At 67.9% G+C, this 13,087-nt stretch carries 11 protein-coding genes; 8 read left to right on the top strand and 3 right to left on the bottom strand.

Features of this window, described 5'->3' with window-relative positions; translation table 11 throughout:
* Window positions 1-3: 3 nt before the first annotated feature.
* Window positions 4-519, bottom strand: coding sequence for a hypothetical protein (locus tag LAJ19_RS05990; RefSeq protein WP_225477537.1), 516 nt, complete (start codon window positions 517-519; stop codon window positions 4-6).
* A gap of 229 nt (window positions 520-748) precedes the next feature.
* Here LAJ19_RS05990 and purB point away from each other — a divergent pair, with 229 nt between their 5' ends.
* The 7 genes from purB (at window position 749) to LAJ19_RS05955 (ending at window position 7,954) form a co-directional block, all read left to right on the top strand.
* A complete protein-coding gene (purB, locus tag LAJ19_RS05985) occupies window positions 749-2,056 on the top strand; it encodes an adenylosuccinate lyase (protein WP_225477535.1) in 1,308 nt (435 codons plus the stop codon).
* 336 nt (window positions 2,057-2,392) lie between these two features.
* Entirely contained in the window at window positions 2,393-2,761 is a 369-nt protein-coding gene (locus LAJ19_RS05980; RefSeq protein ID WP_225477533.1) for a phage holin family protein, read from the top strand.
* Window positions 2,758-3,633 carry a pantoate--beta-alanine ligase gene (gene panC, locus LAJ19_RS05975; protein ID WP_225477531.1) on the top strand — a complete coding sequence of 292 codons (876 nt, stop codon included), beginning with the start codon at window positions 2,758-2,760 and terminating at the stop codon, window positions 3,631-3,633. The genes LAJ19_RS05980 and panC overlap by 4 nt, the downstream gene beginning before the upstream one ends.
* Window positions 3,630-4,706, top strand: coding sequence for a type IV pilus twitching motility protein PilT (locus LAJ19_RS05970; RefSeq protein ID WP_225477529.1), 1,077 nt, complete (start codon window positions 3,630-3,632; stop codon window positions 4,704-4,706). The genes panC and LAJ19_RS05970 overlap by 4 nt, the downstream gene beginning before the upstream one ends.
* Before the next feature lie 226 nt (window positions 4,707-4,932).
* Entirely contained in the window at window positions 4,933-6,105 is a 1,173-nt protein-coding gene (locus tag LAJ19_RS05965; RefSeq protein WP_225477527.1) for an ABC transporter ATP-binding protein, read from the top strand.
* Window positions 6,106-6,261: 156 nt separating this feature from the next.
* The gene (locus tag LAJ19_RS05960; protein ID WP_225477525.1) at window positions 6,262-7,017 is read left to right on the top strand and encodes an ABC transporter substrate-binding protein; all 756 of its coding nucleotides are present in this window, start codon (window positions 6,262-6,264) and stop codon (window positions 7,015-7,017) included.
* A 151-nt stretch (window positions 7,018-7,168) separates the two neighbouring features.
* Window positions 7,169-7,954 carry an amino acid ABC transporter permease gene (locus LAJ19_RS05955; protein ID WP_225477523.1) on the top strand — a complete coding sequence of 262 codons (786 nt, stop codon included), beginning with the start codon at window positions 7,169-7,171 and terminating at the stop codon, window positions 7,952-7,954.
* Between the two features lie 83 nt (window positions 7,955-8,037).
* Here LAJ19_RS05955 and LAJ19_RS05950 read toward each other — a convergent pair whose 3' ends face one another.
* Together LAJ19_RS05950 and LAJ19_RS05945 are read right to left on the bottom strand one after the other, a co-directional pair.
* On the bottom strand, window positions 8,038-9,234 hold the full coding sequence (locus LAJ19_RS05950) for an AI-2E family transporter (protein WP_225477521.1): 1,197 nt from the start codon (window positions 9,232-9,234) through the stop codon (window positions 8,038-8,040).
* 158 nt (window positions 9,235-9,392) lie between these two features.
* Window positions 9,393-10,088: a hypothetical protein gene (locus LAJ19_RS05945; protein WP_225477520.1), complete on the bottom strand. Its 696-nt coding sequence runs from the start codon at window positions 10,086-10,088 to the stop codon at window positions 9,393-9,395.
* 153 nt (window positions 10,089-10,241) lie between these two features.
* On the opposite strand from LAJ19_RS05945, the gene LAJ19_RS05940 reads away from it, so the two are divergent.
* The gene (locus LAJ19_RS05940) at window positions 10,242-13,076 is read left to right on the top strand and encodes an AAA family ATPase (protein ID WP_225477519.1); all 2,835 of its coding nucleotides are present in this window, start codon (window positions 10,242-10,244) and stop codon (window positions 13,074-13,076) included.
* The last annotated feature ends 11 nt before the right edge of the window (window positions 13,077-13,087 follow it).

Below are 13,087 nucleotides of genomic sequence, written 5' to 3'. Positions count from 1 at the left end.
GGGTCAGGGGCGACCCTTCCCGGAGTTCGATCCGGACTTACCGCTCTTCTTGTCGGGTTTGACGGTCGTGCTCTGGCTGTCGTCCGTGGCGCTTTCAGCACTGTCATCGGTGGTGGGCGCAGTGGCCCGCAACCGGTTCACGATGGCGGGCAGCGGCAGGGACTGCTTTTTCCCGTCGGGCGAGATGTACTCGATCTTCACGGCGCCGGGTTTGCTCAGGTCACGCGTGACGTTGACGGTCACGGCGTCACCCTGCGCGGGAGTCAGGCGGACGCTCTTCACGTCGCTGAGGGTGGCGGTGCCAGTCAGGGTGACGGTACCGTCGGCGTTCAGGGTGCCCAACACAGTGCCGTCGGCACTGAGCAGCTCCGCCTTGCCGCCAGCGGCAGCGAAGGCCGCCCAGACGTCCTTCACCTGGGTGGTGATTTTGCCGGGCAGCGTCACCGTGGTGGTGGCCTGAGCGAGGGCGGGGCTGAAGGTCAGGACAGCGGTCAGGGCGAGCAGAAGACGTCGACTCATGAATGAACCTCCTTGAGGGTGAACTTTCAGCCCGGGACGGGCACGGGGGTGCGCCCGGCACTGGTGGGCTGAACTGATGGTCTGCAGTCTGCACCGCGAAGCTGACCAGAAGCTGTGAGTGACTGAAATTTTACTTTCTTCCCGCCATTCAGGGGGGTGCATGAGGGTGGGCTGCGCAACTGGACACGGAGTGCAGCGGGCGCGGCGGGGGGTGGTAGGCTGGCCAACCGTGATTGACCGTTACCTGACCCCGGAAATGAAGACCCTCTGGAGCGAGGCCAGCAAGTACCGCGCGTGGCTGAGGGTGGAACTCGCGGCCATGCAGGCGCAGGCGCGGCACGGTGAAGTGCCCCTGTCGGCGTACGAGGCCCTGACGGCGCAGAGTGAAGCTGATCCGCTGGACGAGGCGTTCGCATTGAAGGTCGCGGAGATTGAAGCCGTCACCCGGCATGACATTGTGGCGTTCACGCGGGCGCTCACCGACCGGTACGGGGAAGAGGCCCGGTTCATTCATCACGGGCTGACAAGCACGGACGTGGTGGACACCGCTCAGAACCTGCTGCTCGATGAGGCGCTGGGCGTCATCCTGGCCGACGTCGAAGCGCTGCGGGAGGTGTGCCGCACGCAGGCGGTGGCGTACAAGCACACGCCCACGGTGGGCCGCACGCACGGCATTCACGCAGAACCCATGACCTTCGGGCTGAAGTTTCTGAACTGGATGGCCACGCTCGACCGCGACCTGGAGCGCCTGCACGCCGCACGCAAGAGGGTGCAGGTGGTCATGCTGTCAGGCAGCGTGGGCACGTACGCGCACGTGTCCCCGCGTGTGGAGGAAGAAGTCGCCCAGGCGTGGGGCTGGCAGGCGGCGCCCGTCACGAACCAGACGCTCGCCCGTGACCGGCACGCGGAGGTGCTGAGTGCCCTGGCGATCCTGGGCACCACCCTGGAACGCATTGCGGTGGAGATCCGCCACCTGCAGCGCAGCGAGGTGCGTGAGGCGATGGAGCCCTTCGGGAAAGGCCAGACGGGCAGTTCCTCCATGCCTCACAAGAAGAACCCGATCCTGACGGAAAACGTGACGGGCTTCGCGCGGCTGCTCCGGGGCTTCCTGACGACCGGCCTGGAGAACGTGGCGCTGTGGCACGAACGGGACATCAGCCATTCCAGCGCGGAGCGGGTCATTCTGCCGGATGCGACCAGCGCTGCCAGTTACGCCACGCGCCGCCTGACGGGGGTGCTGCGGGACCTGGTGGTGTTCCCTGACCGCATGCTGCGCAACCTGAATGACCTGGGCGGCCTGGTGTTCAGCCAGCGGGTTCTTCACGCCCTCATTGACGAGAAGGGCATGACGCGCGAGGCGGCGTACGGGATTGTGCAGCGGAACGCCCTGAAGTCCTGGGAGTCCGGCGAGGGGCTCCGGGAGCTCCTGAAAGCTGACCCCGAAAGCCCCCTCAGCGATGGGGAGCTGGACGCCGCGTTCGACCTGGAGTGGTACCTGCGGCACGTGAACGACATCTACGCCCGTTTCGGACTGTAACAGTCAGGCGGGTCGGGGCGTGAAGTGTGGTCGCGGTCGGCAGGCACGCGACCGCCTGGGTGTGCGCAGCGCCAATGCGGCCGCTTCTGACAGGGTCTGACCCGTCAGGACAGAGGGCACGCCGGTCAGAGCGGGACTGCCGTGGAGCCCAGGTACACCCCGGGTTCCATAGCGGTCCCGCCGTCTGGGACCAGTGCCGGAACACGTCCCTTCAGGTCTGGCCAGTGGCGCGTGGCGCGGATGTGGGCATCACAACGCAACTCGCGCAGCAGGCAGAGGCCTCCGCGCGTGGCGCACCGGGGAAGACGGCTCGGGCTGATCTCGTATTCTTGCGTTATGGGTTTCCTTCTTCGTCTGCTGGTGAATGCGCTGGCCCTGTACCTGCTGACGCGGGTGTACGGGGGGGTGAGTTTCGCGCCGGGCGCGGACGTGGTGAGCGTGGTGCTGGCGGCGCTGGTGATGGGCATCGTGAACGCACTGATCCGCCCGGTGCTGCTGCTGCTGTCCATGCCGGTCAATGTGCTCACGCTGGGGCTCTTCACGCTGGTAGTGAACGGCGTCGTGCTGTGGCTGGTGGCGGCCGTCACGGCACTGAACGTGGCGGGGTTCGGCGCGGCGATCGTGGGGGCGTTGCTCCTGACGGTCATCTCGTGGGTGCTGGACGCGGTGCTGGGCGTGGCAGGCCTGGACGGGGACCGGACATGACCTTGACGGCGAAAGGACCGCTGGTGGTATCCACGCCGGGCGAACTGCGTCAGTTGGTGCAGGGGTGCGAGGTTGCGCTCGTCCCGACGATGGGGTACCTGCATGAGGGGCACGCGGCCCTGATCCGGGCGGCGAGGGCGGCCGTGCCGGACGGGCGGGTGGTGGTCAGCGTGTTCGTGAATCCCATGCAGTTCGGGCCGAACGAGGACCTGAGCCGCTACCCACGGGACCTGGAGCGGGACCTGCGGGTGGCCGGTCACGCGGGGGCGGACGTGGTGTTCCACCCGCAGGTGAGCACCATGTACCCGGAAGGGTTCAGTACCAGTGTGACGGTCTCAGGCGTCAGTGAACCGCTGGACGGCGCGGCCCGCCCGGGGCATTTCACGGGTGTGGCGACGGTGGTCCTGAAGCTGCTGAACATGGTGCGGCCTGATGTGGCGCTGTTCGGCGAGAAGGACTGGCAGCAGCTGGCCGTGATCCGGCGGATGGTGCGGGACCTGAACGTGCCGGTGGAGGTGCGGGGCGTGCCGACGATCCGGGCGGCGAGCGGGCTGGCCCTGAGCAGCCGGAACAGTTACCTGACAGCGGACCAGCAGGCACGCGCTGCGGTGCTCTCGGCAGCGCTGCGCGCGGTGCAGGGAGCGTTTGCTGCGGGCGAGCGACGGCGCGAGGCGCTGGAGGAGGCGGGGCGCGTGGTCCTGGCGTCCGAGCCGGACTTGAGCGTGGATTACCTCAGCGTGGTGGGGGGTGATATGCAGGAGCGGGAAAAGGTGGAGAATGATCCCATGAACCGCGTACTCGTGGCGGCCCGGCTGTCCGGGGTGCGTCTGATCGACAACATGGCTTTGATCGCGCCGGAGGGCCCCGAGTGACGCTGGATGAGCTGCTGCGGGAAATGGTGTCGCGCCGCGCGTCAGACGTGCACCTGCAGGCGGGCAGTCCGCCGATGGGGCGGATTGACGGGGCGCTGGTGCCCTTCGGAACGCAGGCGCTGATGCCGCCGGATACGCAGATGCTTGCGCAGGCGCTCATGACGGGCGATCAGTGGGACGATTTTACGTACCGCAATGAGCTGGACCTGGCGTACTCCGTGTCCGGGCTGGGCCGGTTCCGCTGCAACGTGTTCCGCCAGCGGGGCGCGGTGGGCATGGTGATGCGCATCGTGTCGGACGCCATTCCAGGCTTCGAAGCGCTGGGGCTGCCCGCAGATGTGATGCGCGGCCTGGCCGACGCGCCGCGCGGCCTGATTCTCGTGACCGGTCCGACGGGGGCAGGCAAATCCACGACGCTGGCCAGCCTGGTGGATCACATCAACCGGACGTTTGCGTACAACATCATCACGGTTGAGGATCCGATCGAGATTCTGCACAAGAACAAGAAGAGCATCGTGGTGCAGCGGGAAGTGGGCAGTGACACGCGGGATTTCCGGACGGCGCTGAAGTACGCGATGCGTCAGGATCCGGACGTGATCATGATTGGTGAGATGCGGGACAAGGAGACGGTGGAGGCGGCGCTGTCGGCCTCGCAGACTGGTCACCTGGTCCTGAGCACGCTGCACACGCAGGACGCCGTGCGGACCGTGAACCGCATCATTGATTTTTTTCCTCCCTTTGAGCGGGAGCAGGTGCGGCTGCAACTCGCCGAGTCGCTGGTGGGCATCATCAGTCAGCGGCTGCTGCGCCGCGCGGATGGCGTGGGGCGGGTACTGGGGCTGGAAGTGCTGATGAACACGCCGCTGATTCAGGAGTACGTGAAGAACGAGGACAAGACGCCGCTGATCAAGGACGCCCTGATTGAGGACAACATCCGCGGGATGCACACGTTCGATCAGCATCTGGTGCAGCTGTACCGCAACACCCTGATCACGCTCGATGAGGCGCTTGCCGCGGCGACCAGTCCGCATGAGCTTAAGCTGATGGTGACCCGGTCGGGCATCACGTACTGAGCCGCGTCTCCTGGGTGCCCCTGCGCTGGCCGTGGGGGCCTTTCGTTGTCTGGAACGCTGCAGAGACCCGGCGCTGGGCGTGGTATGCTGGCAGGGTCAGCAAGGCGGCAGCGGAAACCCGGGCTTCATTCACGCACCCCGGTTACCCGAACTTTTCTCACTTCCGGCCTCCGGAAGCGCGAAACCATTCACGGGTAAGAGCAGGGGCGAAGAAGGCAGGCATGTTATGGCAGAAGTGATTCTGGAGCACATCAACAAGCGTTACGGCACCAAGCACCACGCGGTGAAGGATTTCAACCTTCACATTCAGGACCGTGAGCTGATGGTGTTCGTCGGGCCCTCCGGCTGCGGGAAGTCCACCACCCTGCGCATGATCGCAGGTCTGGAAGACATCAGCGACGGCATTCTGAAGATCGGCGACCGCGTCGTGAACGACGTGCCCCCCAAGGACCGTGACATTGCGATGGTCTTCCAGAACTACGCTCTGTACCCGCACATGAACGTGTACGAGAACATGGCGTTCGGTCTGAAGCTGCGCAAAACGCCGAAAGAAGAGATTGACCGCCGCGTGCGTGAAGCGGCGAAGATCCTTCAGATCGAGCACCTGCTGGGCCGCAAACCCAAGGAACTCTCCGGTGGTCAGCGTCAGCGCGTGGCGATGGGCCGCGCCATTGTGCGTGAACCGAAAGTCTTCCTCATGGACGAGCCGCTCTCCAACCTGGATGCCAAGCTCCGCGTGGAGATGCGTTCCCAGATCAGCCAGCTGCACCGCCGCCTGGGCGCAACCATCGTGTACGTGACGCACGATCAGGTGGAAGCCATGACGCTCGGCAACCGCATCGTGGTGATGCGCGACGGCGTGATCATGCAGGTCGACACGCCCATGAACCTGTACGACTTCCCCCAGAACCGCTTCGTGGCCGGCTTTATCGGCAGCCCCAGCATGAACTTCCTGTCCGGCCGCGTGCAGAACGGTGAATTCGTGATCGGCGAGAACCGCGTGGCGCCCATGGGCCGCCTCGCGCAGAGCGTCAAGGCCTACGAGGGCAAGGACGTCCTGATGGGCATCCGCCCTGAGCACCTGGGGATGGTCGGCATGACTGACATTCCCCGCGGCACGAACGTCCTGCGCGGCCAGGTGGTCGTGGTGGAACCGCTGGGCGCGCAGACCGACCTGATCATTGACGTGTCCGGGCAGCACATCACCGCGAAGGTTGAAGGGCAGGCGAACGTGCTGCCGGGCGACAGCGTGGAACTGGTCGTGGATCAGACCCGCCTGCACGCCTTTGACCCCAGCAGCGAGGCCGCCATTGACCGTGGTACGCCCACCGGCTCGCGCGGCCAGGCGGACACCCCCGGCCTGGGTTACGAGTACCCGGCTGCAGCTTCCATTTACTGACCAGCGGCCCTCCTGGCGCGCGGCCTCCCCGTCCGGGGAGGCCGCGCGGCCCTTGAGCGGACCTTCACGCGCAGGTAGAATCAGGCACCCATCACTGGACCGTGCTCTGCTCTGCCTGCGCATGCGCGTGCCGTTCAGTTCACACAAGGAGTACCCATGAAGAAAGTCATGCTGACCATCGCGGCCCTGAGCCTCCTTGCCACGAGCGCGCAGGCCCGGACCTGGGCGGACATCAAAAAGGCCGGCACCATCAAGATTGCGACGGAAGGAGCGTTCCCGCCTTTCAACCTGCTCAAGGGCAAAGAACTCACCGGCTTCGAGGTGGACCTCGCCAACGCGCTCGCCAAGCAGATGGGCCTGAAGGTCGTGTGGGTCACGCAGCCGTTCGATAACCTGCTGATCGGACTGCAGCAGGACCGCTACGACTTCGTGATTGCCAGCCACGGCATCACGCCCGAACGCCTCAAGGCAGTGGATTTCAGCAGCCCGCACTACTGCACGGGGGGCGCAATTGTCACCCGCCCCGGTGGCCCGATGACGGCAGCGGCCCTGAACAGCAAGAGCGTGGCGGTGCAGGTGGGCACCACCTACCTGGAAAACGTCCGGAAGGTCCCCGGCGTAAAGGACGTCAAGACGTTCCCCAAGGACACGGACGCGCAGGCGGCCCTGATGTCCGGCCGGGTGGACGCCTGGGTGGGCGATAAATTCACGGGGCTGGACCTGGTGAAGGCGCAGAAGGGCAAGGTCGTGCAGGGTGAGCTGCTGTTCAAGGAGCGCATCGGGATGGCCGTGAAGAAAGGCAACAGCACCCTCCTCAAGGAGCTGAACGGCGCCCTGGCCAAAGCCATCAGCAACGGAACGTACGCCAAGATCAGCCAGCAGTACTTTGGCACGGACGTTCGCTGCAAGTAAGCTTCAGCTCCGCGCGGGCGCCTTCCCACCGGTGGGGGGGCGCCCGCGCTCTTTCAGGCGCCGCACCGCCTTGAGTGGGGCATGAATGTGGCATTATCCCTCAAATGCAACGCTCCACTCTTTTCTCCCTTCGATTCCTCCCGGAGGCGCGATGACCCGCGCTGCCCGGAGTCAGCCGCTGGGCGGCAGGACCCTGGTCCTCTGGATTGCAGGGGCGGCGCTGGCGTTCCTGGCTCTGTTCTACGCGATCACCCTCGTCCTGCGCCAGATGCCCGACCCGATCGGACCGCGGGCCGACTTGTTTGTGGAAGGCGCACGCATCACCCTGCAACTCACGGTGGTCAGCGGCCTGATCGGCCTGATTATCGGCGTGATTGCCGGCATTCAGAAAACCAGCAGCGTGTGGCTGGTCCGTGCTCCCGCCAGCGCCTTTATCTGGCTGATTCGCGGCACGCCGCTGCTCATTCAGATTCTGTTCGTGTACAACGCCCTGCCGCCCATCCTCAAGAGCATCGGCCTGAATGTTCAGCTCAACGAGTTCTGGTCGGCCGTGATCGCCCTGGCCCTGAACGTCGGCGCGTATAACGCCGAGGTGATTCGCGCCGGGATTCTGGCGATCCCGCGTGGGCAGACCGAAGCGGCCCGTTCCCTGGGCCTCAGCGGCGGGCAGACCATGCGCACCGTGGTGCTTCCACAGGCGCTGCGCATTGTGGTGCCGCCCCTGGTGAACAACCTCGTGGCGCTGCTCAAGGATTCCTCACTGGCCAGCGCGATTGCCCTGCTGGAGCTGTCACTGGCCGGTCAGCGGGTCAGCAGCGAGAGTTTCATGCCGGTGCCGGTCCTCACGACCGTCGGCGCCGTGTACCTGGCCCTGACGACAGTGATGACGCTGTTCACGGATCAGCTGGAACGGCGCGTGAAGATCGCCAGTCGCTGAGCCCGGCAGAAAAGGAGCGACCCAACTTCCGGGTCGCTCCTTTTGCGTGCAGGCTGCCCCGGGCGGCTTCCGCCCTCCCCTGCTTAGCGGTTCTGGGCGGCTGGCGCGGGCAGACCGGGGGCGCCGCGGTACCACGCGCTGCGCAGCCAGTAGCGTTCCGTCCATCGTTTCATGAGGATGGCGATGGGCACCGCCAGGAGGGCGCCGGCGGCGCCCGCCAGGGCCAGCCCCACCAGCACCGCGATCAGGATGCTGGCGGGCCGCACGTGGGCGCTGCGGCCCATGATCATCGGGCCGATCACGTTCCCGAGCAGCTGGTTGATGATGAAGTACAACCCGGCGACCTCCAGAACGGTGCCTGTGCCCTGCGGAATGGCCTGCAGGATCGGCAGGAGGGAGGCGATCAGGATGCCGAGGTACGGAATGAGGTTCAGCAGGCCGCTCAGGATGCCCAGCGCCAGCGCGTTGGGAATGTGCAGGATCAGCAGACCAGCCGTCGCCAGGGCGGAGCAGGCGAGGGTCGTGAGGACCGAGCCGCGCAGGTACATGCCGAAGCTGTCACTGACGTCATCGGCAAGTTGCATCAGGGTGGGCTGCCAGCGCCGCGGGAACAGCCGCAGGAGGCTGGCGCCGAAGGTGTTGTACTCGAACATGAAGTACATGGCGAGAGTCAGGATCAGGCCCAGCTGCCCGAGCCAGCCGACCAGGCTGGAGATGGTGCCGAGCACGTCCGGGCTGGAGTTCAGGAGCCGCTCGATAATCGGCCCGGCGTTCGTGGTGATGCCGGTGGTCTGTTCGTCAATGTACTTCGTGACGCTGGCCTTCAGGCCGGTCGTGCCGGGAATGCTGTCCAGGCGGTCGAGGAGGCTGTTCACCAGCACTTTCAGGTTTTGCGCGAGGTACGGCAGGCCGTCCATCAGGCCGCTCAGCTGTGAACTGACGGCCGTGAACAGGATGGTCAGAAGACCCGCCAGCAGCACCAGCAGCAGCAGCACCCCCACGGCGCGGCCCACGCGGCGCCGTTCCAGCCAAGACAGGATCGGGTTGACGAGGAAGGCCAGGGCGTAGGCGACCATGACCGTGATCAGCACGCTGGCGAGTGTTCCAGTGATCCACAGCACCACCCGCAGGACAAGCGCGAACACGGCCACCATGGCCAGGAGACGCACTGCGGGGGACTGCCAGAGGGCGTCAAGCAGCTCACGAACAGTGCGGGCGGAGCGCCAGCTGGCCAGCGGCTGAGGGGCCTCTGAAAGGGGGGCGGATTGAGGGTCGGTCACAGCTTTCATGGTGACAGCCGGGCCCGGGCGTGCCTACTGCCCGGGGTGGGGCGCCAGGGCGCATGAACTTGGTTCTTTCTTGGGAGTCGGGCAGGCGGGCGGCGCAGCCACCGGAAACGGCGCGCCCCGGATCCGGGGCGCGCCGTCATGGTGCGGGCTTACTTCAGTTTGGCGAGGGTGGCTTTGGCAGTCTCCTGGTCACGCTTCTCCCAGAAGGTGTCGGCATTGATGCTGACCGCCTTTTCCAGCTGCGCGGCCGCTTCGGCCTTCCTGCCCTGGAGAATCAGGGCGTTGGCGTACTCGATGCGGTGCACCGCCACGTTCGGTTCGATGCTGATGGCCTTCTCGAAGTTGGGGAGGATCTGGTTGCGATCAGCGCCGGTGGCGCGGGTCGCAATAAAGCCTTTGGCGACCAGGTTGGCATGCCACAGGCCCAGAGCCACGTAGGCGCCGGCCATTTTCGGGTCCAGTTTCACGGCGGTATCGAGGTTTTTCTTCATGTCGCCTGCCAGACCGAGGCTCTGGAGGATGCCGCTGAACTGCGCGAGGCGGCCCTGGGCGCGGGCGAGTTCAAAGTACGCTTCGGCGCTGTTCCGGTCCTTGGCGATGGCCTGCTTGGCGTACGCCTGGGCTTTCTCAAACAGGCCTTTTTTCTGGTTGTCGGGGACCAGGGAAGCGCCGGCGGTGGTGGCCTCGGCGGCCAGCGCCAGGCCTTCGCTGGTGTTCAGGGCGGCGGCGGCGGCAGCCGCGTCCTGCCATTTGCCCTGGTCCAGGAGCGCGTGTGCGGATTGCACGGTTTGGGCGGTGGCCGTGGCGGCCAGGGTCAGGGCAAGGGTCAGAGCGGTCTTACGCATGGGTTCCTCCGGGGGGACAGTGCGGGTTTGGGTCTTGGGCCGGAGTATACACGCCCGGTCTGTCAGGTGTCTGACGAACGCGTCGGGAACGCTGGCCCTGGGTTGTTCTGCACCGGGTCCATCATGCGGGCAGGTGGTACTCTCGGGGCTGACGTGAACTGGAAAGCGGCCCTGGCTGACCTGCGCGCCCACCTGCCGCCGGGTGGGGGCGGCGTGACGCCGGGCAGCCTGCGCTGGCTGGAAGCCCAGATGGAGGCGCGCGGCGCGAAGCCCGGCACGGTGCGCAACATTGTGTACCGGGACGTGGGAAGCGCCGCCGATAAGGCGGCCCTGCGGGGCCTGCTGCTGGAACTGGCGCGTGAGGCGGGCCGGACCCTCCCCGACGAGGGTCATGGGCCGGTCACACGGCCAGCCGCCGAGCTGGAACTGCTGGGACGCAGCAAGAAACGGGCGTTCCGGCAGTTCACGGCGGGCGTCCGGGCGGGCCGGGCGCCGCGGCTGATCGTGAGTGGTCGCGCCGGAGCCGGCAAAACCGTGCTGCTCTCCCGCGTGGAGCGGGCGCTGCGCGACGCGGACGTCGCGGTGCGGCAGGTGTTCCTGTCTGGAGCCGCAGGGGACGTTCTTGTGCCGCGCGGACCGATCGGGTCGTCGTTTGCGGCGCAGGCACAGGCGCAGCTGGACGCGGCGCGCGCGCTGCTGCCCCAGGACGGCGCGCTGCTCGTGCGGGTCACGGCGGACCTGCAGCCGCTTGGGGGGCCACCGCGGCTACCAGACGGCGCGGTGACCGACGCAGCCACGTGGGCGGCGCACGCACTGCTGCGCCGCGCCCCGGCGGGCGTGGCTGTGCTGCTGGCCGTAGAAGGTGACGTGGCGGGCGCTCCGGGCGGTGAGGTCATCGAACTGAAACCTCCCACGCCCACCGAAGCGCGCGCGTTCCTGATGACCCGCCTGGGCGTCACCCGGGCCGAGGCAGAGCGGCTGGTGAAGGAAACCGGGCGGCACCTTGACCGCCTGACCCTGCTGGCGAACGTGGCCGGCGACGGGGTGCAGGTGAATGACCTGCTGGCCGACCCGGAAACGCGCCGGCTGGTGGAGGTCACGGCCGCGCTGGCTCAGGCGCTGCCGGGGCAGCTGACGTGGCCGGACGGGTGGCTGAGTGCGGCGCTGGGCCAGGCGGCGTCTGCCCTCCCCCCCCATGCGCGGGCGCTGCTGCTGGGCAGCGCGGACGCCGGGTGGCGCGCGACGCCGGCCCTGAGCCGCGCCTGGAGGGCCGTCAGCGGTGATGGCCTGCACGGTCCGCTGCGGCACCTCTCAACGCTGGACACCGCTCACGGTCAGGTGCAGGTGGGCGCACTGGCGGCCCTGGGGCACTGGGAGGCCCTGGCGGCGCTCGTCAGGGACCGTCCGGACGAAGCGCGGCACCTGCCGGCACTGTGGCCGAAGGTACGAACCGCGACCGGCGAGGCGCGGGAGGTGCTGGCCCGCGCGGTCGTGATGCACCACGCGGGTCGCGGGGAGTACAACGAGCCGCGCGCGCGCGACGCCCTGTTCACGCTGATGGAATCACCGCGTGCCGCGGTCCGGGCGTGGGCACGCGTGAAGCTGGCCGAGAGCAGCCTGGAGGCCGGGCGCATGGACGCCGCCCACGCGCAGCTCAATCATCCGGACGTCACGGGCAGGCATGGCCCTGACCCCTGGGAGCAGGCGGCGCAGGCCGACGCGCTGCTCGTTCATGCGGCGCTGGCACGCTGGCGCGGCGACCTGGAGGAGGCCACCCGCGCCGCCAGCGATCCACGGCTGGCGCGGGGGGGGCCGCGTGCCCTGCTGTGGCGCGGCCTGATCGCCAAGGACGCCGGACGCTGGACCGAAGCGCTGGCGGCCCTCCAGGCGGTACCGGCCGCCAGCCCCCTGCTGTCGGCCCGCGCGCGCTACCAGGAAGGAGACCTGCTGCTGCGCCTGGGCCGCCCCCTGCTGGCTTTCCCGGCTCTTCAGGAGGCCGCAGCGCGCCTGGAGCGGGCCGGAGGCGCACCGGAAGAGCGGGCGCGGGTGCTGGCCCGCACCGCCACAGCCCTGCGGCGCCTGGGGGATCCGGCGCGCGGACAGAACGTGCTGACCACGGCGCTGGACCTGGTGCCTGCCGATGACCGGCGTCACGTGGACGGCGTGCCCCGGGCGCGGCTGCTGTCTGAAGGCGTGCCGCTGCTGCTGGCTCTGGGGCAGCCGGAGGCGGCGCTGCGGCAGGCGGCGCAGGCCCTGGAGTTGCTGGCCCGCAGTGAATCCAGACCGGCCGAAGCGCAGTACCGGGAGCGCCGCACGCGGTACCGGGTGGCGCTGGCGTACCTGACGCGCGGTCTGGGCGTGCCGTACATGCAGCCGTTTCGCGGTCCGGCTGCGGACCACGCGGACCTGCGGCAGGCGCGGGTGCTCCTCGACGACCTGCTGTCCTGCCCGGCGGGCGGCGCGGACCGGGAGTCGATGCTGCATTTCGATATGCGGCTCAGCCGGGCACTGGCTGAACCCGACGCGGCCCTCGCTGTGAGTCAGGTGCAGCGGGCGCTGGACCTGGCCACGCACCCGTACGAGGAAGCGCAGGCGCGCGGCATGCTCGCCGAAGCGCACCTGCGCGCCGGTCAGGACACCGAGGCGCTCGGGCACCTGAACCGCGCGTACGCCCTGGTGCGGCGTCTGGGGCTGCCCGGCGAGGGGACGGCCGATCCAGGGCTGCAGGCGCAACTGCTGGCGCTGGAGGTGCGGCTGACGGCGCACGAGGGCCCGGTCGCGCTCACGTGGCTGCGGGACGCGCTGCGCGAGCCGCCACTGGCTCCTTTCCGCGCAGGGGTGTGGCGCGAGGCTGGCCGGGCCGTGGAGGACCGCTGCGCCGACCCGTGGGCGGTCCTGCGCGCGTGGGGGGTGACGCTCGACAGCGGGGTGTGGCGCGCAGCAGACGCCCTGTGCGTGCACGAGTTAAGCGAGGCTGAGCCTGCATGAACCGGGGTGAA

This window comes from Deinococcus taeanensis, assembly GCF_020229735.1.
Lineage (GTDB): Bacteria > Deinococcota > Deinococci > Deinococcales > Deinococcaceae > Deinococcus > Deinococcus taeanensis.
Note: the sequence above shows the minus strand (reverse complement) of the source record. Positions and strands in the feature narration are given on the sequence as shown.

Bases quoted from the DNA above. Each gene is read 5' to 3' on its own strand.
- LAJ19_RS05990 (WP_225477537.1), bottom strand. From the start codon at position 519: ATGAGTCGACGTCTTCTGCTCGCCCTGACCGCTGTCCTGACCTTCAGC.
- LAJ19_RS05980 (WP_225477533.1), top strand. From the start codon at position 2,393: ATGGGTTTCCTTCTTCGTCTGCTGGTGAATGCGCTGGCCCTGTACCTG.
- panC (WP_225477531.1), top strand. From the start codon at position 2,758: ATGACCTTGACGGCGAAAGGACCGCTGGTGGTATCCACGCCGGGCGAA.
- LAJ19_RS05965 (WP_225477527.1), top strand. From the start codon at position 4,933: ATGGCAGAAGTGATTCTGGAGCACATCAACAAGCGTTACGGCACCAAG.
- LAJ19_RS05960 (WP_225477525.1), top strand. From the start codon at position 6,262: ATGAAGAAAGTCATGCTGACCATCGCGGCCCTGAGCCTCCTTGCCACG.
- LAJ19_RS05955 (WP_225477523.1), top strand. From the start codon at position 7,169: ATGACCCGCGCTGCCCGGAGTCAGCCGCTGGGCGGCAGGACCCTGGTC.
- LAJ19_RS05945 (WP_225477520.1), bottom strand. From the start codon at position 10,088: ATGCGTAAGACCGCTCTGACCCTTGCCCTGACCCTGGCCGCCACGGCC.